This window comes from Streptomyces sp. x-19, assembly GCF_046549115.1.
Classification (GTDB): domain Bacteria; phylum Actinomycetota; class Actinomycetes; order Streptomycetales; family Streptomycetaceae; genus Streptomyces; species Streptomyces albulus_C.
The window spans coordinates 116,582-136,726 of sequence record NZ_JAJPWK010000016.1; the positions used below are offsets into that span (position 1 = coordinate 116,582).

General features: G+C 73.9%; 18 protein-coding genes. 13 read left to right on the forward strand and 5 right to left on the reverse strand.

Going from position 1 to position 20,145, the window contains the following annotated elements; genetic code table 11:
• Nucleotides 1-102: 102 nt before the first annotated feature.
• From ACLJT4_RS29250 to ACLJT4_RS29265, 4 genes are all read left to right on the forward strand, one after another.
• Nucleotides 103-723, forward strand: a complete 621-nt coding sequence (locus ACLJT4_RS29250; RefSeq protein WP_411126764.1) for a hypothetical protein — start codon at nt 103-105, stop codon at nt 721-723.
• Nucleotides 720-1,745 carry a tetratricopeptide repeat protein gene (locus ACLJT4_RS29255; RefSeq protein WP_411126766.1) on the forward strand — a complete coding sequence of 342 codons (1,026 nt, stop codon included), beginning with the start codon at nt 720-722 and terminating at the stop codon, nt 1,743-1,745. Before ACLJT4_RS29250 ends, ACLJT4_RS29255 begins: the two co-directional genes overlap by 4 nt.
• Before the next feature lie 59 nt (nt 1,746-1,804).
• A complete protein-coding gene (locus ACLJT4_RS29260; RefSeq protein WP_411126768.1) occupies nt 1,805-3,376 on the forward strand; it encodes an acyl-CoA synthetase in 1,572 nt (523 codons plus the stop codon).
• An 80-nt stretch (nt 3,377-3,456) separates the two neighbouring features.
• Entirely contained in the window at nt 3,457-4,257 is an 801-nt protein-coding gene (locus ACLJT4_RS29265; protein WP_411126770.1) for a VOC family protein, read from the forward strand.
• A 14-nt stretch (nt 4,258-4,271) separates the two neighbouring features.
• Here ACLJT4_RS29265 and paaK read toward each other — a convergent pair whose 3' ends face one another.
• Nucleotides 4,272-5,609: a phenylacetate--CoA ligase PaaK gene (gene paaK, locus ACLJT4_RS29270; RefSeq protein ID WP_411126863.1), complete on the reverse strand. Its 1,338-nt coding sequence runs from the start codon at nt 5,607-5,609 to the stop codon at nt 4,272-4,274.
• 120 nt (nt 5,610-5,729) lie between these two features.
• Between paaK and ACLJT4_RS29275 the strand changes: the two genes are divergently transcribed.
• Both ACLJT4_RS29275 and ACLJT4_RS29280 read left to right on the forward strand, forming a co-directional pair.
• Entirely contained in the window at nt 5,730-6,428 is a 699-nt protein-coding gene (locus tag ACLJT4_RS29275) for an alpha/beta fold hydrolase (RefSeq protein WP_411126772.1), read from the forward strand.
• 163 nt (nt 6,429-6,591) lie between these two features.
• Nucleotides 6,592-7,221: a chorismate mutase gene (locus tag ACLJT4_RS29280; RefSeq protein ID WP_411126774.1), complete on the forward strand. Its 630-nt coding sequence runs from the start codon at nt 6,592-6,594 to the stop codon at nt 7,219-7,221.
• Between the two features lie 79 nt (nt 7,222-7,300).
• On the opposite strand, the gene ACLJT4_RS29285 is transcribed toward ACLJT4_RS29280, so the two are convergent.
• Nucleotides 7,301-8,929, reverse strand: a complete 1,629-nt coding sequence (locus tag ACLJT4_RS29285) for an acyl-CoA synthetase (protein WP_411126776.1) — start codon at nt 8,927-8,929, stop codon at nt 7,301-7,303.
• A 163-nt stretch (nt 8,930-9,092) separates the two neighbouring features.
• Here ACLJT4_RS29285 and ACLJT4_RS29290 point away from each other — a divergent pair, with 163 nt between their 5' ends.
• The 5 genes from ACLJT4_RS29290 to ACLJT4_RS29310 all read left to right on the forward strand — a co-directional run bounded on the left by ACLJT4_RS29290 (nt 9,093) and on the right by ACLJT4_RS29310 (nt 13,462).
• On the forward strand, nt 9,093-9,938 hold the full coding sequence (locus tag ACLJT4_RS29290; protein WP_411126778.1) for a crotonase/enoyl-CoA hydratase family protein: 846 nt from the start codon (nt 9,093-9,095) through the stop codon (nt 9,936-9,938).
• A gap of 23 nt (nt 9,939-9,961) precedes the next feature.
• Entirely contained in the window at nt 9,962-10,909 is a 948-nt protein-coding gene (locus tag ACLJT4_RS29295) for a Zn-ribbon domain-containing OB-fold protein (RefSeq protein ID WP_411126780.1), read from the forward strand.
• A complete protein-coding gene (locus ACLJT4_RS29300; RefSeq protein WP_275465706.1) occupies nt 10,909-11,955 on the forward strand; it encodes a thiolase domain-containing protein in 1,047 nt (348 codons plus the stop codon). The genes ACLJT4_RS29295 and ACLJT4_RS29300 overlap by 1 nt, the downstream gene beginning before the upstream one ends.
• Complete coding sequence (locus ACLJT4_RS29305) at nt 11,952-13,133, forward strand: thiolase domain-containing protein (RefSeq protein ID WP_411126782.1); 1,182 nt, start codon at nt 11,952-11,954, stop codon at nt 13,131-13,133. Before ACLJT4_RS29300 ends, ACLJT4_RS29305 begins: the two co-directional genes overlap by 4 nt.
• A gap of 86 nt (nt 13,134-13,219) precedes the next feature.
• Nucleotides 13,220-13,462: a DUF397 domain-containing protein gene (locus tag ACLJT4_RS29310; protein ID WP_016572844.1), complete on the forward strand. Its 243-nt coding sequence runs from the start codon at nt 13,220-13,222 to the stop codon at nt 13,460-13,462.
• Nucleotides 13,463-13,582: 120 nt separating this feature from the next.
• Here the strand turns inward: ACLJT4_RS29310 and ACLJT4_RS29315 are convergent, their stop codons facing one another.
• Nucleotides 13,583-13,936, reverse strand: a complete 354-nt coding sequence (locus ACLJT4_RS29315) for a pyridoxine 5'-phosphate oxidase C-terminal domain-containing protein (protein WP_411126784.1) — start codon at nt 13,934-13,936, stop codon at nt 13,583-13,585.
• A gap of 154 nt (nt 13,937-14,090) precedes the next feature.
• Here ACLJT4_RS29315 and ACLJT4_RS29320 point away from each other — a divergent pair, with 154 nt between their 5' ends.
• Nucleotides 14,091-14,591 carry a hypothetical protein gene (locus ACLJT4_RS29320; protein WP_016571679.1) on the forward strand — a complete coding sequence of 167 codons (501 nt, stop codon included), beginning with the start codon at nt 14,091-14,093 and terminating at the stop codon, nt 14,589-14,591.
• 90 nt (nt 14,592-14,681) lie between these two features.
• Here ACLJT4_RS29320 and ACLJT4_RS29325 read toward each other — a convergent pair whose 3' ends face one another.
• Complete coding sequence (locus ACLJT4_RS29325; protein WP_411126786.1) at nt 14,682-16,694, reverse strand: N-acetylmuramoyl-L-alanine amidase; 2,013 nt, start codon at nt 16,692-16,694, stop codon at nt 14,682-14,684.
• 344 nt (nt 16,695-17,038) lie between these two features.
• A complete protein-coding gene (locus ACLJT4_RS29330; RefSeq protein WP_411126788.1) occupies nt 17,039-18,172 on the reverse strand; it encodes a phosphotransferase in 1,134 nt (377 codons plus the stop codon).
• 286 nt (nt 18,173-18,458) lie between these two features.
• Between ACLJT4_RS29330 and ACLJT4_RS29335 the strand changes: the two genes are divergently transcribed.
• Entirely contained in the window at nt 18,459-19,985 is a 1,527-nt protein-coding gene (locus ACLJT4_RS29335) for a hypothetical protein (protein WP_411126790.1), read from the forward strand.
• Nucleotides 19,986-20,145: the final 160 nt, after the last annotated feature.

Consider the following 20,145-nt stretch of genomic DNA (forward strand, 5'->3'; position numbering starts at 1 on the left):
CGGGAGCCGTCCCCACCGCAGCGGCTAGCCTGGACCCCTCACGCGGCTCGCGCCGGGGAGCCTCGTCGGAGCGCGCACGGTCCTCAGGGGGAAGTCGAACAGGTGGAGCAAGGGGCAGCGGACCTCGGGCACGAGCTCCGGCAGCTGTACCGCGCGGCCGGAAGTCCGGCCGTGGACAAGCTCGTCGAGCTGTCCCAGGGACGGCTGCCGGTCAGCCACTGGCCGACGCCGTCGAGCGTCCGAGGCTGGTTCCACGAGGGCGCGGCCCCCGTCTCGTGCGCGGTCCTGCTGGTCTTCGTCGAGCTCCTGGACGGCTTCGCCCGGCAGGCCAGCGACGGCGCCCACCTGCCGCGCTCCGCCCAGTGGTGGGAGCTGCTGTGGTACCGCACCACCCGGCCGCAACCACCCGCCCCGGACGGCCCCGACGGCCCTGCACCGGCCACCGCGGGCGGCGGCAACGTCGTCGAGGGCCACGCCCAGCTCCTCGGCCCCACCGTGCAGGCCGGCGCCATCAACGGCGGGGTGCACGTCCACCCGCCGGCCGAACCCGCCGCCGCACCGCCCGCGCCGGCCCCCTCGGTACCACCGCAGCGCGACCCACCGGTGGTCATCCGGGTCCAACGGGGCACGGAGACCATCGAGTTCTACGATGAGGGGCTGGCGCGCATCTGGATCACCTCGGTGCTCGGCCAGCGGCACGGCGAAGAGGAGGCGGGACGATGAGCGGTGAGCACGGGATCGATCCGGCGACCGCCCTGCGGGCCGGGAAGATCCTGGAGGCCACGCGCGAGCCGCGCCAGGGGCTGGCGGAGACGGACGAGGCGATCGCCGCACTCAACGCGGTGCTCACCGCCACGCCGCCGGGAGCGCTGCGCATCACCATCCTGTCCAACCTGGGCCTGATCCGCATGGTCCGGTTCCAACTCACCGCGGCCCCGGCCGACCTCGACGCCGCCATCGACTGCTTCCGGGACGCCCAGGCGGCCCACACCTCCCACCTCCCGGAAGGCAGCCACCCCGGACTGAGCGCCGTCGTCCCCAACCTGATCGGCGCCCTGCACGCCCGGGCCGAACTCACCGGCCACTGGGACGACCTCGACGAGGCGATCCTCCTGGGCCGGGAGGCGGCGGTGCACATCCCGCCCGGCCTCCCGCAGCGCGCCGCGGCACTCGCCAGCCTCAGCAGCGCCCTGCGCATCCGCTACGAACGCGGCGGCTACGACGGCGACTTGACGGAGGCCATCGACCTGGGCCGGCAGGCCAGCGCGGACCTGCCCGCCGACCACCCGCGACAGGGCCCGGTGCTGTCCAACCTCGGCAGTTCGCTCGTCGCGGCGGGGCTGTGGACGGACGCCGTCCGCGCCTACGAGCAGGCGGTCGAACGGTTCGCGGCGGCGGGCGACCGCCACGGCCGGGCCCGTACGCTCACCAACCTCGCCGCGGCGCTGGCCCAGTCCGGCCTGATCGAGGGGGCGCTGACGGCGTCCTGGGCGGCCCTGGAGGAGTTCCGGGCGCTCGGCGACGCCTCCGACGAGGCCCGGGTGAAGAAGAACGTCGCCTCGTTCCTGACCGGGTGGGCGGAGTCGACCGAGCGGGACGCCCCGCGGCGGAACCGGGCCGGGTACGCGCGCATCCTCGCGGACTGCGCGCGGATCCTGGGGGCGGACGACGCCACCACCCGCGGCCTCGCGGACCGGCTCGCCGCGCTGCCGGACGACGCGGCCCCCGCCGGTGGGACGCCGTGACGTGACCCGCCGCGGTCCGTTGCCTTGACCGGCTCCCCGGTGCGCTCCAGGATCGCCGCATGACGGATGCCACGGACGCCACGGGCGCGCGGAACAACACGGTCGACGGGGTCCTGCGGCGCAGTGCGCGCCGGGTCCCGGAGCGCACTGCGGTCCGGTACGCCGGGCGGAGCTGGAGCTACCGGGCACTGGACGAGGCGGTGACCGCCGCCGCACGGCTGCTGCTGGCCGAAGGGCTGCGCCCCGGCGACCGGGTGGCGTCCTACGGGCACAACTCCGACGCCTACCTGATCGGATTCCTCGCCTGCGCCCGCGCCGGCCTGGTCCACGTACCGGTCAACCACGGCCTGACCGGCGAGGAACTCCACTACATCCTGGACCAGTCCGGCTCCTCCCTGGTGCTCACGGACGCCGCCCTGGCACCCCGGCTGCCCGACGGGGCGCGGTCGGTGCCGCTGCACGGCGCCCCGGACGGGCTGCTGGAGCGACTGGCGGAGCAGCCGGCGGATCCCGGGGAGCCGGCCGGTGCCGACGCGCTGCCCCAGCCGTCCGACGACTCCCTGGTCCAACTGCTCTACACCTCCGGGACCACCGCCCTCCCCAAGGGCGCGATGATGACCCACCGGGCGTTGGTGCACGAGTACACCAGCGCGATCGTCGCCCTCGACCTGGCGGAGGGCGACCGTCCGGTCCATTCCCTGCCGCTCTACCACTCGGCGCAGCTGCACGTCTTCCTGCTGCCCTATCTGGCGGTCGGCGCGGAGAACACCATCCTGGACGGGCCCGCTCCCGAGGCGCTCCTCGCGCTGGTGGAGGCGGGCCGGGCGGACAGCCTGTTCGCCCCGCCCACGGTCTGGATCGCGCTCGCCAACCACCCCGACTTCGGCGTCCGCGACCTGAGCGGCCTGCGCAAGGCGTACTACGGCGCCTCGATCATGCCGGTGCCGGTACTGGAACGGCTCCGCGCCCGGCTGCCGCACCTGGCGTTCTACAACTGCTTCGGACAGAGCGAGATCGGCCCGCTGGCCACCGTCCTCGGCCCCGACGAGCACGCCGGCCGGCTGGACTCCTGCGGACGGCCGGTGCTGTTCGTCGAGGCGCGGGTGGTGGACGGGGACGGCCGGGAGGTGCCGGACGGCACCCGGGGCGAGGTCGTCTACCGGTCGCCGCAGCTGTGCACCGGCTACTGGGAGAAGCCGGCCGAGACCGCGGAGGCGTTCCGGGACGGCTGGTTCCACTCCGGAGACCTGGCCGTGCGGGACGCCGAGGGCTACTTCACGGTGGTCGACCGGGTCAAGGACGTCATCAACTCCGGCGGCGTCCTGGTCGCCTCGCGCCAGGTGGAGGACGTGCTCTACGCCCATCCGCAGGTCGCCGAGGTCGCGGTGATCGGACTGCCGGACGAGCGGTGGATCGAGGCGGTGACGGCCGTGGTGGTGCGGCACGCCGACGGCGGGGACGGCGGGGGCGGCGACGGCGCGGTGGGGGAGGCGGAACTGATCGCCGCGGCGCGGGAGCGGCTGGCGCCGTTCAAGGTGCCCAAGCGGGTGGTGTTCGTGGACGCGCTGCCGCGCAACGCCAGCGGCAAGGTCCTCAAGCGTGCGCTGCGCGAGCGGTTCGGGACCCGCTGAGCGGCGCGTGCGCGGCGACTGTCGGTGCCCGCTGCGATGCTGGGAAACGGCATTGACCCCCGTGCGATCGGAGCCCCACCATGCTGACGACCCACTACGTTCCGGGCGCGCCGAACTGGCTCGACCTCGGCGCCCCCGACGTCGACGCCGCCGCGGCCTTCTACGCCGCGGTGTTCGGCTGGACCTTCCAGTCGGCCGGCCCCGAGGGCGGCGGCTACGGCTTCTTCCAGCGCGACGGCCAGACGGTGGCCGCGGTCGGCCCGTTGACGGAGGAGGGCGCCGCCCCGGCCTGGACCGCGTACTTCCACACCGCGGACGCGGACGCCACCTGCAAGGCGGTGGAGCAGGCCGGCGGCCGGGTCCGCGTCGCACCCATGGACGTCTTCACCGCCGGCCGGCTGGCCATGCTCACCGACCCGACGGGCGCCGACTTCGCCGTCTGGCAGCCGGGCGAGGTCAAGGGCCTGGACGTCGTCATGGAGCCGAACACCCTGTGCTGGACGGAGCTCTACGCCACCGACGCCGCCGCGGCCAAGGAGTTCTACGGCACGGTCTTCTCCTGGCGCTTCCAGGACAAGTCGATGGGCGGCGACCTGCTCTACAGCCTCGCCTCCGCCCCCGGCGCCGGAGCGGGCGAGGACACCGCGCACGGCGGCATCCTCCAGCTCCAGCAGATGCACCTGGACGCCGGTTCGACGTCGGAGTGGCACCCGTACTTCGGCGTCACCGACTGCGACGCCAGCTACCACACCGCCACCCAGCACGGCGGCACTCCCCTCATCGCCCCCATGGACGTGCCCGGCATCGGCCGGATGGCGATGCTGATGGACCCGGCCGGCGCGCCCTTCGCCCTGCTCAAGGGGGACCGGCCGAAGCCCTGACGTCGGCCCCGTCGTCACCCGTCGCGGCGCGCGTCCACGATGCGCTTGAACTTCCCGACCGAGCGCTCCAGGGTCTCCGGCTCGACGATCTCGACGGAGACGGTCACCCCGACGCCGTCCTTGACCCCGCGGGCGATCAGGCCGACGGCGGCCACCCGGTCGTCGGCGGTGGCGTCCGGCCGGGCCTCGGCGCGGACGGTGAGGTGGTCCAGCCGTCCCTCACGGGTCAGCCGCAGCTGGAAGTGCGGGGCGACCCCCGGGGTGCGCAGCACGATCTCCTCGATCTGCGCGGGGAAGAGGTTGACCCCGCGCAGGATGATCAGGTCGTCGCTGCGCCCGGTGACCTTCTCCATCCGGCGGAAGGCCGGGCGGGCGGTTCCGGGCAGCAGCCGGGTCAGGTCCCGGGTGCGGTAGCGGACGACCGGCATGGCCTCCTTGGTGAGCGAGGTGAGCACCAACTCGCCGTGCGCGCCCTCCGGGAGCACCTCCCCGGTGATCGGGTCGACCACCTCCGGATAGAAGTGGTCCTCCCAGATGTGCAGCCCGTCCTTGGTCTCCACGCACTCCTGTGCCACGCCGGGGCCCATCACCTCCGACAGGCCGTAGATGTCCACGGCGTCGATGGCGAACCGCTCCTCGATCTCCCGGCGCATCTCCTGCGTCCAGGGTTCGGCGCCGAAGATGCCGACCTTCAGCGAGGTCGAACGGGGGTCGACGCCCTGCCGCTCGAACTCGTCGAGGAGGGTGAGCATGTAGGACGGGGTCACCATGATGATCTCGGGGCGGAAGTCCTGGATGAGCCGCACCTGACGGCTGGTCATCCCGCCGGACGCCGGGACGACCGTGCAGCCCAGCCGCTCCGCGCCGTAGTGCGCGCCGAGCCCGCCGGTGAACAGCCCGTAGCCGTAGGCGATGTGGACGGTGTGCCCGGGCCGGCCGCCCGCGGCGCGGATCGACCGGGCCACCAGGTCCGCCCAGTCGTCGAGGTCCCGCTCGGTGTAGCCGACCACGGTCGGGAGCCCGGTGGTGCCACTGGAGGCGTGCAGCCGCCGCACCCGGTCCTTGGGGACGGCGAACATCCCGAACGGGTACTGCGCCCGCAGGTCGTCCTTCACCGTGAACGGGAAGTGGGCGAGGTCGGCCATCGAACGGCAGTCGTCGGGCCGCACCCCCGCCCGGTCGAACGCCGCCCGGTAGAAGGGGACGTGCTCGTAGGCGTGGTGCAACGTGGCGCGCAGCCGCGTGACTTGGAGGGCGTGCAGGGCGTCCGCCGAGAGCCGCTCCGCGTCGTCGCACCAGTCGGCCCCGCAGGCCCCGTCGATCGCCCCGCTGTCCGTCGCCGCTTCCGGCATGGATCTCACCGCCTCGTCTCCCTACCGATCATTCGGTAGCTGCGTGCCGCTCCAAGTAATCAGCGCGCAGCGAACACGTCAAGGGGCGTGCCGCGGACGGCCCACGGGTAGCGTCGGCGCATGGGTGACGTACGGAAGGTGCAGGTGGACGGCGTCCGACTGGCGTACCGCGTCTGGGGTGAGACGGACGCCCCCGCGGCGGTGCTGCTGCACTGCCTCGGCGAGGACGGCGAGGACTGGCGCGGAGTGGTCGGCCGACTGGCCACCACGCACCGCGTCTTCGCCCTCGACCAGCGCGGACACGGCCGCAGCGACTGGCCGGGGGAGTACGGCTTCGAGCGCTGGCGCGACGACGCGATCGGCTTCGTCCAGACGCTCGACCTCGGACCGGTCACGCTCATCGGCCACTCGCTGGGCGCCACCGCCGCCCTGCTGTTGGCCGCCCACCGCCCGGACCTGGTCTCCCGCCTGATCGTGGAGGAGCCCGCCCCGCCGGTGCCCGCGGACCCGCCGCAGTCGGTCCCGGCGCCGCCGCCCGGCCCCGCGACCTTCGACTGGCGGGCCAAGGTCGCCGTGGTGGCCGAGCGGAACGCCCCCGCTCCGCATTGGCGCGCTGCGCTGTCCGCGATCGCCGCCCCCACGCTCGTCATCGCCGGCGGCGCCACCAGTCACCTTCCCCAGCGGCAACTCGCCGAGCTGGCCGGCGCCCTCCCCGCCGCCCGGCTGGTCACCGTCGAGGGCGCCGGACACCTCGTCCACGAGGAGCGCCCGGCGGAGTACCTGGCGGCGGTGACGGCGTTCCTGGCGGGCCGCGGCTGAGTGCGGTAGGGCTTACCTGGCACGTACTTGACGTATCGTCAGGAATCGGGTGGAGGTCGGGGCGGGGTGCCGGCGGGGGCGGTCCGGCCGTAAGCTCCCGGCGTCCGCACCACTCCGCGGCCCGCGCCGTGCGTCGGGCCGCGGCCTTCGAGAAGGGCTCGATGTGCAGCTGACCACCTCGATCCGTCGCGCGCTGCTCGCCGGGACCGCGGCCGCGGTGCTGTGCGCCGGCGCCGGGACCGCCGTCGCGGCGCCCGCCGGCGCGGCCGCGCGGCCGACCACTGGGCCGCTCGCCGCCGCGCCCGCACCGGCCGACCGGCTCCGCCCGCTCGCCGCGCTCTCCGCCGACCGGCTGGCCACCGCCGACCTCGTGGCGGCGGCGAAGTGGGGGACCGGCAGTCCGATCGACGACCCGGCCCGGGAGCGCGAGGTGTTGGCCGCGGTGGCCGCCCAGGCCCGCCAGGTGGGCGCCGATCCCGAGGCGACGGTGCGGATCTTCCGCGACCAGATCGAGGCCAGCAAGCTCGTCCAGCGCGGGCTGCACCGCCGCTGGGCGGCGGATCCGGCGCAGGCGCCCACGAGCCGCCCGGACCTCGCCCGGGTCCGGGCGGAGATCGACCGGATCAACGGGGAACTGGTCCGGGCCGTCGCCGCGTCCCCGCAGGCCCGTACGGCCCCGGACTGCGTGCCGCGGCTGGCGGTGGACGCCCTCCGGGTGGGGCGGCAGCGCCACCCGGACCTGCTGCACGCCGCGGGGCTCGCCCGGTCGCTGCGCTCGGTCTGCGGGGGTTAGCGCGTGTCCGATGGGTCGTGGCCGGGCCCAGCGGTCCGCCCGGCCGTCGACCCCGGGGGCCGGCCCGCGCCGTCCCCGCTCACGCCTGCCGTTCGCCCGCCGCCACGGCTTTCGCCCAGCGGTAGTCCGCCTTGCCGCTGGGCGAGCGTTGGATGCGGTCGGTGAAGACGACCTGGCGCGGGACCTTGTAGCCGGCCAGGCGGGTCCGGCAGTGCGTCTGGAGGGCGTCGAGATCCAAGGGGGCGGCGTCCGCGCGGAGTTGGACGACGGCGGCCACCCGGTTGCCCCAGCGGTCGTCCGGCACGCCGGCCACCAGTGCGTCGTAGACGTCCGGATGCGCCTTGAGCGCCTGCTCGACCTCCTCGGGGTAGATCTTCTCCCCGCCGGAGTTGATGCACTGCGAGCCCCGCCCCAGGACGGTGACCACCCCGTCGGTGCCGACGGTGGCCATGTCGCCGAGCAGCACCCACCGGTCGCCGTTCGCCTCGAAGAACGTCTCGGCGGTCTTCGCCGGGTCGTTGTAGTAGCCGAGCGGGACGTGGCCGCGCAGCGCGAGGCGGCCCGCCACGCCGACCTCGGCCGGCCGTTGCGTGGCCGGATCCACCACCGCCATGCGGGAGTTGACGTTCAGGCGGAAGCCCTTGGCGGGGCCGGAGTCGTCGGTGGCGGTGCCGTTGAAGCCCGACTCCGAGGAGCCGAAGTTGTTCAGCAGCAGCGCGTTCGGGACCAGCGCGCTGAACTGGGCGCGGACCGTGTCGGAGAGGATCGCCCCGGAGCTGCTGACGCTGAACAGGGACGAGCAGTCGGTGCCCTTGAGCGGGCCGGCGAGCGCGTCCACCAGTGGCCGCAGCATCGCGTCGCCCACCAGGGAGACGGTGGTGACCCGTTCCCGTTCGATGGTGCGCAGCACTTCCTCCGGCGCGAACTTGCGGTGGATGACGACCTTCTGGCCGAAGTGGAAGGCGATGAACGCGGTGAGCGTCGAGGTGCCGTGCATCAGCGGTGGCGTCGGGAAGAAGACCAGGCCCTCGCCGCCCGCCGCCACCCGTTCGGCCAGCTCCTGCGGGCGGCCGACCGGCTCCCCGGTCGGGGCGCCGCCGCCCATCCCCGAGAAGAAGATGTCCTCGTGGCGCCACACCACGCCCTTGGGCATGCCGGTGGTCCCGCCGGTGTAGATGACGATCCGGTCGTCGGCGGAGCGGGGGCCGAAGCCGCGGTCGGGCGAGCCGGCGGCCACGGCCTGGGCCAGCGGCACCGGGGTGATCCGCGGTTCGGGGGCGCCGGCGGGCGGGGTGCCGACCCGTACCAGGTGGCGCAGCTTCGGGGCCTGCGGCAGCGCGCCGGCCACCCGCTCGGTGAACTCCGCTTCGAAGACCAGCGCCACCAGGTCGGCGTCCCGGTAGAGGTACGCCAACTCCTCCTCGACGTAGCGGTAGTTGACGTTCACCGGAACGGCGCGGATCTTCAGGCAGGCGTAGACGCCCTGGAGGTACTCGACGCCGTTGTACAGGTGCAGTCCGACGTGGTCGCCGGGGCCGACGCCCCGGTCGGCGAGGTGGTGGGCGAGCCGGTTGGCGGCGCGGTCCAACTCCGCGTAGCTGAGCCGCGTTTCGGCGCCGGTGCCCGGGTGGTCGAGGTGTACCAGCGCCTCGCGGTCGGGGACGGCGTCGACGATCGACTCGAAGAGGTCGGCGAGGTTGTACTCCATGGCTCCTCCAGACCGTGCGGACGTCGGCTCGGGCGTCATTAGAGCGCCGTGGCCGAGCGCAGGGAAGGGCCCCGACCAAGAAAACTGACTGGTCGTCAGAAAAGCCTTGAACTCGCCGTGCGGCTACTGCAACCTGTTCTACGTCGTGAGACGGGAGGACGGAATGGGCGGGACCGAACACGCCGCGACCGCGCCGGCTCGGCCGGAGGACGCGGGCACCGAACACCTCACCGTGACGCGCACCGGCGCGACACTGGTGCTCACCCTCAACCGGCCCGAGGCCAAGAACGCGCTGTCCCTGCCGATGCTGGTCGGCCTGTACGACGGCTGGTTGGCCGCCGACGCCGACGACGGCATCCGGTCGATCGTGCTGACCGGCGCCGGCGGCTCCTTCTGCGCCGGCATGGACCTCAAGGCGCTGGCCGGCGGCGGGATGACCGGCGAGGAACACCGGGAGCGGCTGCGCGCCGACCCCGACCTGCACTGGAAGGCGATGCTGCGCCACCACCGCCCGCGCAAACCGGTGATCGCCGCCGTCGAGGGCCACTGCGTCGCCGGCGGCACCGAGATCCTCCAGGGCACCGACATCCGGGTCGCCGGCGAGGGCGCCATCTTCGGGCTCTACGAGGTCCGGCGCGGCCTGTTCCCCATCGGCGGCTCCACCGTGCGCCTGCCCCGGCAGATTCCCCGCACCCACGCCCTGGAGATGCTGCTCACCGGCCGCCCCTACCCGGCCCCCGAGGCCGCCCGGATCGGCCTGATCGGACACGTCGTCCCCGACGGCACCGCACTGGAGAAGGCCCTGGAGATCGCCGAACGGATCAACGCCTGCGGGCCGCTCGCCGTCGAGGCGGTCAAGGCGTCCGTCTACGAGGCCGCCGAGCTGACCGAAGCCGACGGCCTCGCCGCCGAACTCGCCCGCGGCTGGCCGGTCTTCGACACCGCCGACGCCAAGGAGGGCTCCCGCGCCTTCGCCGAGAAGCGCCCACCGGTCTTCCGGCGCGCCTGACCCCACCCACCGAGGAGACCGCCATGTCAGAGGTCCTGACCGCGCCGCTCGTCGTCGAATTCCCCTTCACCCGCTCGCTCGGCCCGGTGCAGAGCGCCTTCCTCACCGGGCTGCGCGAACGCACCGTCCTCGGGGTCCGGGCCCGCGACGGGCGGGTGGTGGTGCCGCCCGTCGAATACGACCCGGTCACCGCCGACGAGCTGCGCGAACTGGTCGAGGTCGCCCCGACCGGCACCGTCACCACCTGGGCCTGGAACCCGTCCGCACGCCGCGGCCAGCCCCTGGACACCCCCTTCGCCTGGGTCCTGGTCCGGCTCGACGGCGCCGACACCGCCCTGCTGCACGCCCTCGACGCACCCGGCCCCGAAGCCGTGCACAGCGGCATGCGGGTACGGATCCGCTGGGCCGCCGAGCGCACCGGCGCGATCACCGACATCGCCTGCTTCGAACCCGCCGACGACGCGGCGGAGCAGCCGCACGGCCGGCCGCACGGCGGGGAGTTCGCCGACCCGGTCACCGGCATCACCGCCCCGGCCCGGCTCGACTACACCTACGCGCCCGGCCGCACCCAGACCCGTTACCTCCAGGGGCTCGCCGAGCACAAGACCGTCGGCGAGCGCTGCCCCGCCTGCCGCAAGGTGTACGTCCCGCCCCGCGGCGCCTGCCCCACCTGCGGGGTGGCGACCGGCGAACAGGTCGAGGTCGGCCCCCGCGGCACCGTCACCACCTTCTGCATCGTCAACATCAAGGCCCGCAACCTCGACATCGACGTGCCCTACGTCTACGCCCACATCGCCCTGGACGGCGCCGACCTCGCCCTGCACGCCCGGATCGGCGGCATCCCCTACGACCAGGTGCGGATGGGCCTGCGCGTCGAACCCGTCTGGACCGAGGGCGCCCGCCACCCCGACCACTACCGCCCCACCGGCGAGCCCGACGCCGACTACGACAGCTACAAGGAGCTGATCTGATGTCCGAGCCAGCGCGCGGCCCGGTGCGCGACGTCGCCGTCGTCGCCTTCGGGCAGAGCGAGCACGTCCCGGACAGCGCGGAGACCTCCGAGGTCGAGATGCTGATGCCGGTCCTGCACGACGTGCTCGCCCGAACCGGCCTGAAGGCCCGCGACATCGACTTCACCTGCTCCGGCTCCTCCGACTACCTCGCCGGCCGCGCCTTCTCCTTCACCATGGCCCTGGACGGCGTCGGCGCCTGGCCGCCGATCTCCGAATCGCACGTGGAGATGGACGGCGCCTGGGCGCTGTACGAAGCCTGGGTCAAGATCCTCACCGGCGAGGCCGACACCGCACTGGTCTACGCGTACGGCAAGTCCTCGCCCGGCGACCTCCGCGAGGTCCTCACCCGCCAGCTCGACCCGTACTACGTCGCCCCGCTCTGGCCCGACTCCGTGGCGCTCGCCGCCCTCCAGGCCCAGGCCCTGATCGACGCCGGCCACACCGACGCGCGGGAACTCGCCACGATCGGGGCACACCGCCGCGGACGGCCGGACGCCGCCCCCGGACGGCAGGTCGTCGGCCCGTTGCGGACCGGCGACTGCCCGCCGGTGGTGGACGGCGCCGCCGCGGTGGTCCTCGCCGCCGGCGACACCGCCCGCCGCCTGGCCGACCGCCCCGCCTGGATCCGCGGCCTGGACCACCGCATCGAGGCGCACGCCCTGGGCGTCCGCGACCTGACCGACTCGCCCTCCACCCGGCTCGCCGCCGAACGCGCCGGGGCCTTCGACGCCCCCGTCGACGTCGCCGAACTGCACGCCCCGTTCACCTCACAGGAGGTCGTCCTGCGCCGCGCCCTGCGGCTCGACGCCCCCGGCAGCACGGTCCGCATCAACCCGTCCGGCGGCGCCCTGGCCGCCAACCCCGTGATGGCCGCCGGGCTGATCCGCCTCGGCGAGGCCGCCGCCGCGGTCCAACGCGGCGACGCCGACCGCGCCCTGGCGCACGCCACCTCGGGCCCCTGCCTGCAACAGAACCTGGTCGCCGTCCTGGAGGGGGAGCGATGAGCAACGCAGCGAGGGCGAAGGAGCCGGTGGCCGTCGTCGGCGTCGGCCAGACCAAGCACGTCGCCGCCCGGCGCGACGTCTCGATCGCCGGACTCGTCCGCGAAGCCGCCCTACGCGCCCTCGACGACGCCGAGTTGACGTGGGCCGAGATCGACGCGGTGGTGATCGGCAAGGCCCCCGACTTCTTCGAGGGGGTGATGATGCCGGAGCTCTACCTCGCCGACGCGCTCGGCGCCGTCGGCAAACCGATGCTCCGGGTGCACACCGCCGGCTCGGTCGGCGGCTCCACCGCCCTGGTCGCGACCAACCTCGTCGCCGCCCGGGTGCACCGCACGGTCCTCACCCTCGCCTTCGAGAAGCAGTCCGAGTCCAACGCGATGTGGGGCCTGTCCCTGCCGGTCCCCTTCCAACAGCCGCTGCTGGCCGGCGCCGGCGGCTTCTTCGCCCCGCACGTCCGCGCCTACATGCGGCGCACCGGCGCCCCCGACACCATCGGCTCCCTGGTCGCCTACAAGGACCGCCGCAACGCCCTCAAGAACCCCTACGCGCACCTCCACGAGCACGACCTCACCTTGGAGAAGGTCCAGTCCTCGCCGATGCTCTGGGACCCGATCCGCTACTCCGAGACCTGCCCGTCCTCCGACGGCGCCTGCGCCATGGTCCTCACCGACCGGGCCGGCGCCGCCCGCGCGCCGCGCCCGCCGGCCTGGGTGCACGGCGGGGCGATGCGCAGCGAACCCACCCTGTTCGCCGGCAAGGACTTCGTCTCCCCGCAGGCCGGCAAGGACTGTGCGGCGGATGTCTACCGACAGGCCGGGATCACCGACCCCCGCCGCCAGATCGACGCCGTCGAGATGTACGTCCCGTTCTCCTGGTACGAGCCGATGTGGCTGGAGAACCTGGGCTTCGCCGCGGAGGGCGAGGGCTGGAAGCTCACCGAGTCCGGCGTGACCGAACTCGACGGGGACCTGCCCGTCAACCCCTCCGGCGGGGTGCTCTCCACCAACCCCATCGGCGCCTCCGGGATGATCCGCTTCGCCGAGGCCGCGCTCCAGGTCCGCGGCCAGGCGGGCGACCACCAAGTCGACGGCGCCCGGCGGGCGTTGGGGCACGCCTACGGCGGCGGCGCGCAGTTCTTCGCGATGTGGTTGGTGGGCTCCGAAGCCCCCGCAGGCTGACCTCCGGCGCCCGTCGGACGTCCTCTGTCCGTCCCCGGGCGCAGTGGCTACCCTGGCCACGGACGACGACCGGGAGGAGCGGTTACGTGGCCGACAGCATCACCGACCAGCGGCTCGCGGGCGGGCCCAGGCCCGCACTCGACCTGTCCCACGCCGACTGGCAAACGAGCACGCGGGGCGTCGGCGGCGACGTCCAGGTCGCCTTCGTCGAGGGGTACGTCGCGATGCGCAACGGCCGCAGTCCGGAGATACCGGCGCTGATCTTCACCCCCGCCGAGTGGCGCGGCTTCGTCCTCGGCGCCCGCGAGGGCGAATTCGACCTCACCTGACCGATAGTGACGATCAGTCAAGGCCGCTCCGGACCCCGCTTGCGGCGGGGCCGGGCGCTTCGGGGGAGCACCGCACCGCCCGTCGCCACCACCGCGCGCCGGACGCCACGCGGCCGTGCGTCAGGGCCACCGCAGCTCCTTCGTCCAGCCGGCCCCGCTGCGGCGGTACGCCAGCCGGGTGTGGTTGCGGTCCTCGGCGCCCTGCCAGAACTCCACCGACTCCGCCCGCACGGTGTGCAGCGTCCACGCGGCCGGCACCAGCTCGGGATCGCGGGCCAGTCGTGCGGCGGCGTCGGCCACCGCGGCGTCCCGCTCGGCGAGCGACGCCAGCGGCCGGTTCTGCCGACCGACCAGCGCCTCGGCGCTGCGGGCCAGGAAGTCGGCGGCGGACCGTTCCGCGTCCTCCCGCACCACCGGACCGCGCACCCGCACCTGGCGGGCGAGCGGCTGCCAGTAGAAGGATCTCGTCGGCACGATCCACCACGACGGACACCGTCGGCACCCCGTCCGCCGCCGACCGGCTCACCGCCGCGCTGGCCCGCGCCGCGGACCTCTGAGGACGCCGCCGACCTGCACCGGAGAGCGCCGTGCGGGCCGTGCTCGGGGCCGGGCCACGTACGATGGCGACATGTCCTTCCTCCGCCGCCGCAGCGCAGCCACGCCCGCCGGTCCAGACTTCGACGTACTGGCCATGGACCCGGGGGACTGGCCCGGCAATCTCGGGGCCGGGCTGCTGCCGGCGCCCGACGGAAGCTGCCAGGGCGTCTTCCTCCGCTACGACCTGTTCGGCGGCCGCGGCCCGGCGATGATCATCGGCAACCTGCCGGAGGGCTCCCCGGCCCGCGAGGTCGAGGAGGACCAGGTCCCCTTCGAGGTCGCCCAGCTGCTCGCGGCGCTCGACAACGACGAGCCGGTCACGGTCGTCGAGACCGAGGACACCCCGGTGATGCACCAGGACAACCTGCTGATCGTCAAGCGGATCAAGTGCTCCGAGAGCCGCATCTCCTGCGTGCAGTTCGACCGCAGCGACGGCGTGCTGGTGACCATCGCCAGCTGGGACCGCCCGATCACCGACGACCTCTACGCCCTGCTCAAGCCGCTGCCCGCGGAACTCTTCCAGCAGGGCTGACCCGGCGGACCGGCCGCGCGGACGGGACGCGCCCGGTGGACGGCTTCCGAGCCGCCACCGGGCGCACCGCGTTCCGGCACCGCGCGAGGGCTACGCCCCCGACGACCGGACGTCCACGTCGGCCGCCCGCACGTAGCCGACCCGGTGCCCCAGCTGGATCTCGAAGTACTTGTCCTTGCCCCGGACCACCGCGTGCTGGTTGACGTCGAAGGTCGGCGAGTAGAAGTAGTCCGACCGCACCTGCCCGCCGACCGCGTACTCCTGCCCGGCGAGCAGCTTGTACGGCAGCGGCGTGACCGACTGCACCGGCACCTGCGACGGGTACGCCCCCTTCTCCGGGTACGCCCGCCCGTACACCGGGATCTCCGCCCGGCCCGCCTTCGGCGCTGCCACCAGGCCCTTGCCGTCCACCGCCGTCGGGTTCGCCCGCGGGTTGTGGAACCAGGCCCGCTGCCCGAGGTACCAGATCGCCGTCCAGTCGCCGTCCCGGCCGGCCACCGCGAACCGCTGGCCGGTCGTGGCCCGCGCCCCGGTGTCGTTCACCCCGGTCGTGCTGGGCGAGCCGTCCGGGTGCAGCCCGACGTCCTGGACCAGCGGCGCGCTCTCGCTCGGCGCGGTGTACAGCCGGACCGCGGCCGAACCGTGCGCCGCACAGGTCTGCCCGGCCTTTTCGCAGCCGGTGTAGACCGGCCGGTTGCCGTCGTAGGACGGACGGATGGTGACCAGACCGCCGTGCGGACCCGCGGTGGCCTCGAACGGGCGGCCCAGCAGGGTGAAGTAGTGCGCCCAGTCCCAGTACGGACCGGGATCGGTGTGCATCCCCGCGATCGTCGACGGGATCGTCCCCGGCACGTTGTCGTGGCCGAGGACGTGCTGCCGGTCCAGCGGGATGTCGTACTTCTCCGCCAGGTACTTCACCAGCCGGGCCGAGGCGCGGTACATCGCCTCCGTGTACCAGGCGTCCGGCGCGGCGAGGAAGCCCTCGTGCTCGATGCCGATCGAGTGTGAGTTGACGTACCAGTTGCCCGCGTGCCACGCGACGTCCTGGGTTCGCACGTGCTGCGCGATCAACCCGTCCGCGGAGCGGATGGTGTAGTGCCAGGACACGTACTTGGGGTCCTTGATCAGCCGCAGCGTGGTGTCCCACGAGCCCTCGGTGTCATGGATGACGAGGGTGTCGATCCGCTGGTCCTTGGGCCGGTCCGCCAGGTCGTGGTTGCCGTAGTTGGTGCCGTTGTCGTACTGCTCGTACGGCGCCGGCCAGGACTCGCACGCCACCGTCCAGGGGCACTCCAGCGCCCCACCGGATTTCTGCGTCGAGGCGCGCCGGGCGCTGGCGGCCTTGCCGAGACGTTTCTCCTGCGCGGGGTCGGCGGTCAGCCGCGGCGCGGCGGCCAGCGCGACCCGCTGCCCCGCGTCGGTGGTGCGGCGCTGCCCCTGCCGCATCACCTCGAAGACGTCCCGCGCGAACACCGCCCCGCTGCGCGGATCGTCCGCGCTCCCGTAGCGCGCCACCGCCGCGTACCACTTGGCCGGATCGGCGCTGGCCGGCAGCCCCAGCTGGCGCTGGGCGGCGGCGAGCAGCGCGGCGCCGCCCCGCACGTTCGCGGCCGGATCGGACCGCAGCTTCGCCGCCGACAGCCCGGTCAACCGCACCGCGGTCGTCAACGTACGCAACCGGGACGGGAGTTCGGCGGGCAGCACGGCCCGCCGCGTCGGCGCGACCGTCCGCAGCGGCCGGGCGGTGTCGCCGCGGGCGTCCTCGTCGTCCGCGCTGAACTCCGGGTCCCGCGCCACCGCGGTCCGGGCGTCGGTCAGGTGCATCGGCCCGTAGCCCCCGGACACGCTGGGTGCGCCGCCGTGGCCGTCCCAACGGGACTCCAGGTACGCGACGCCCAGCAGCACGCTGCGCGGCACGTGGTAGCGCGCGGCGGCGTCGCTGAAGGCGCGCTGGAGGGCGCCGGACGGCGGCTGCCCGGCCTGCGCGGACGGCGACGCCGCGACCAGCGGCACCAGCAGCGCCGCCGCGGCGACGGCGGTGGCGGATCTGCGTAGGACGGGATGGCGGGTTCTCGACGCGTCTTCCGGTGCGGATCCTCGCAAAACAGCCTCCTCAAGCCGGCCCGAGCCGGGGCGGTGTGACGGTGGTGTGCCTTGCCAGGGCCTGCCCGGTGGAGCGTGGCACCGGCCCAGGCCGCGGCCGTGCGGGAGAACCCGAGACTAGGGCCCAGGTCGGCCGAGAACCATAGCTGTGCCGACGTACCGTCAATCACCACACCCGCTCGGGATTTCGCATGTCAGGGCATCACCTGAGGAGCCTTCCCGGCGCGGGCCCGGGAGCTGCGGGGCGTCAGTGGAATGGACCAATGCACGGGTGAGCGGCGCGGCCCGGGTAGGGCGCGCCGCTCACGGATTCCCTCTCGGGGTGCCGCCGGCACCCCCGGCGGTCAGCGGGTGCCGACCGCCGCCCGCACCGCCCGCCGCGCCATCTGCGCGTCGTCGTGCAGCCTGCGCAGCAGCAGCCGCTGCTCCTCGCTCGCCCCCGGTGCCCCGGGCGCCCCGGTGCCCGGCACGGTGGCCGGCGCGGGCTCGCGCATGGTCCGCTGGACCGCGGTCTCGTAGCGCCGGATCTCTCGGGTCAGCACCAGCATCAGGTTCACCAGGAAGGCGTCCCGGGCCGCGGTGCCCGCCGCCTGGGCGAGTTGGCTGATGTGCCGGCGGGCGACCGGCGCGTCCCCCAGCACCGCCCACAGCGTGGCCAGGTCGTAGCCGGGCAGGTACCAGCCCGCGTTGTCCCAGTCCAGCAGCACCGGGCCGACCGGCGAGAGCAGGACGTTGTTCAGCAGCGCGTCGCCGTGGCAGAACTGGCCCTGGGTGTGCGCCAGGCCGTGCAGCAGCTTCTGCAGGTCACCCAGATCGCGGTCGGTCAGCAGCCCCAGGTCGTGGTAGCGCCCGATCCGACCCGCGTAGTCCAGCGGGGCGTCGAACAGTCCGGCCGGCGGACGCCAGGCGTTGATCCGGCAGATCGCCCCGAGCGCGGCCCGCACGTCGGCCCGCGGCGGCGCCTCGGTGGGGTGGCGCGTCAGGGCCGCCACCCGACCCGGCATGCGCTCCACCACGAGCGTGCAGTTGTCGGGGTCGGCCGCCACCAGCCGCGGCACCCGGACCGGCGGACGGTGCCGGACGAACGCCCGGTATGCGCTTATTTCCTGCCGGAAGCTGTCGGCCCAGGCGGGAGAGTGGTCCAGTAAACACTTGGCGACGGCGCTCATCCGACCGGTCGTCCCCAGGAGCAGTACGGACTTCCCGCCGCGGCGCAGCACCTGGACCGGGTTGAACTCCGGACAGATGCGGTGCACCGAGGCGACGGCGGCGCGCAGCTGGGCGCCCTGGGGGCCGGACAAGTCGAGTCTCCCGCTGAGCGGTTGGGTGCCCATTCCCTGTGCCCGCCGGTTCCGGCCGCCGGAGAGACCGGTCACCGCCCCCGCGGAAGGGGTGGGATCCAGATACGGCCCGCTCCCGTGAGGGTGTGGGCGGTACGTCCGGGTGGGGGCGGTCACGGCGGACGATGCTGCATACATGGGTGAGACAGGTCCCTTCGTGCGCCGACGAGTTGCGTGCGCTCCCGGCCCGGCGGCGGGAACCCGTGAACGGGCCCCGTACAGGCGGCCGATCCTCAAGGTCCCCGTGCAGGGCACGCACCCTGGGGAATGCGGTCCCGCCACCGGGCCGGGGGCTGCACACCTACCGAACACGCGGCTGCGGGTGGCAGACCATCTGGCGCACCCTGGCGAACCCTGGCGAATGCTCGCAGCCCCCGTCACCGGCCGTTACTGTCAACTCAGTCGAGGAACCTGGGGGCTTGACGTGAGCAGGGAGCCGAACGCTCGTCTCGCGGACCTTTTCGGCCTGGCCGGATGGTCCAAGGGAGAACTCGCGAGACTGGTCAACCGGCAGGCGGCGGCCATGGGGCATCCGCAGTTGGCGACCGACACCTCGCGGGTCCGGCGCTGGATCGACATGGGCGAGACGCCCCGGGACCCGGTGCCCAAGGTGCTCGCCTCCCTCTTCACCGAGCGCCTCGGCCGTGTCGTAACCACCGAGGACCTCGGGTTCGCCCGGACCGGTCGCGCGGGGAAGCGGCAGGCCATGGACGGTCTGCCGTGGGCGCCCGAGCGGACCGCGGCGGTCCTCACGGAATTCACGGGAATGGACCTCATGCTCAATCGACGCGGCTTGGTGGGGGCCGGCGCGGCGCTCGCCGCCGGCTCCGCACTCGCCGGTGCCATGCACGAGTGGCTGCACACCGACCCCGCTCCGCTCGCCCTCCGCCACGACGATCCGCTCGCCCACGAATCCCTGTACGAACTCGACCAGATCGGCCTCGACCGCTACGAGGCGGCCCCGGTGGGGTCGCAGGAGATCGACGCCCTGGAGCACTCCGTCGACGTGTTCCGCCGCTGGGACGCGGCCCGCGGCGGCGGCCTCCAGCGCAAGGCCGTGGTGGGCCAGCTCAACGAGGTCGGCGGGATGCTCGCCTACCGCCACCCCGACCACCTCCAGCGCCGCCTCTGGGGCGTCGCCGCCAACCTCGCCGTACTGGCCGGCTGGATGTCCCACGACGTGGGCCTGGAGCCCACCGCGCAGAAGTACTTCATCATCGCCGCCCACGCGGCCCGTGAGGGCGGGGACCGTCCGCGCGCCGGCGAGGCGCTCTCCCGCGCCGCCCGGCAGATGGTCCACCTGGGCCGTCCCGACGACGCCCTGGACCTGATGAAGCTGGCCCAGTCCGGTTCCGGCCAGGAGACCCTGCCGCGCACCCGCGCCATGCTGCACACCATCGAGGCGTGGGCCCACGCCTCGAAGGGCCACGGCCAGGCGATGCGGCGGACGCTCGGCGAGGCCGAGGAACTGTTCGTCTCGGACAAGGGCGACGTGCCGCCGCCGGCGTGGATGCAGATGTTCGACGAGGCGGACCTGCACGGGATGCAGGCGTTGGCGTTCCGCACCCTCGCGGAGCACGACCCGTCCGCCGCCAAGGTCGCACAGGGGCACGCCAAGCAGGCGCTGCACCTGCGCAGGAGCGGCCACCAGCGGTCGCAGATCTTCGACTACATCTCGATGGCCTCGGCCTGCTTCCTCGGCAACGAACCCGAACGGGCCGACCGCTACGCCCGGTTGGCGCTGGTCTCCATCGGGGAGAACTCCTCGCACCGCACCTGGGACCGGCTGCGCGAGATGTTCCGGCTCACCGGCCAGTTCGCCGGCTGCGGCAAGATCCAGGACCTCCGCGAGGAGCTCCAGCAGGTCCTGCCGAAGCCGCGGGCCAAGGGGAAGGGCGCGGTCCTCAAGCCGGGCATCGGGCCGGACCTGGGGCCGAACTTCTCGCTCTGAGGGCCCTACGGGGCCGTGTCGCCCCCCTGTTGCCGTCGGGGCGGACCCACACCCGCGCCCGGGAGCACGGCGACGACGCTGCGCCCGCGCCCTCGACGACCGGCCGGTCGTGCCGAGCCCGCTCGCCCCTTGTCACCGACACCACCCGATGCCCGCGGGA

What these genes read in the sequence shown, in the direction of transcription:
- ACLJT4_RS29255 (WP_411126766.1), top strand. Translation starts at nt 720, where the DNA reads ATGAGCGGTGAGCACGGGATCGATCCGGCGACCGCCCTGCGGGCCGGG.
- ACLJT4_RS29260 (WP_411126768.1), top strand. Translation starts at nt 1,805, where the DNA reads ATGACGGATGCCACGGACGCCACGGGCGCGCGGAACAACACGGTCGAC.
- ACLJT4_RS29265 (WP_411126770.1), top strand. Translation starts at nt 3,457, where the DNA reads ATGCTGACGACCCACTACGTTCCGGGCGCGCCGAACTGGCTCGACCTC.
- paaK (WP_411126863.1), bottom strand. Translation starts at nt 5,609, where the DNA reads ATGCCGGAAGCGGCGACGGACAGCGGGGCGATCGACGGGGCCTGCGGG.
- ACLJT4_RS29275 (WP_411126772.1), top strand. Translation starts at nt 5,730, where the DNA reads ATGGGTGACGTACGGAAGGTGCAGGTGGACGGCGTCCGACTGGCGTAC.
- ACLJT4_RS29285 (WP_411126776.1), bottom strand. Translation starts at nt 8,929, where the DNA reads ATGGAGTACAACCTCGCCGACCTCTTCGAGTCGATCGTCGACGCCGTC.
- ACLJT4_RS29290 (WP_411126778.1), top strand. Translation starts at nt 9,093, where the DNA reads ATGGGCGGGACCGAACACGCCGCGACCGCGCCGGCTCGGCCGGAGGAC.
- ACLJT4_RS29295 (WP_411126780.1), top strand. Translation starts at nt 9,962, where the DNA reads ATGTCAGAGGTCCTGACCGCGCCGCTCGTCGTCGAATTCCCCTTCACC.
- ACLJT4_RS29300 (WP_275465706.1), top strand. Translation starts at nt 10,909, where the DNA reads ATGTCCGAGCCAGCGCGCGGCCCGGTGCGCGACGTCGCCGTCGTCGCC.
- ACLJT4_RS29305 (WP_411126782.1), top strand. Translation starts at nt 11,952, where the DNA reads ATGAGCAACGCAGCGAGGGCGAAGGAGCCGGTGGCCGTCGTCGGCGTC.
- ACLJT4_RS29320 (WP_016571679.1), top strand. Translation starts at nt 14,091, where the DNA reads ATGTCCTTCCTCCGCCGCCGCAGCGCAGCCACGCCCGCCGGTCCAGAC.
- ACLJT4_RS29330 (WP_411126788.1), bottom strand. Translation starts at nt 18,172, where the DNA reads ATGTATGCAGCATCGTCCGCCGTGACCGCCCCCACCCGGACGTACCGC.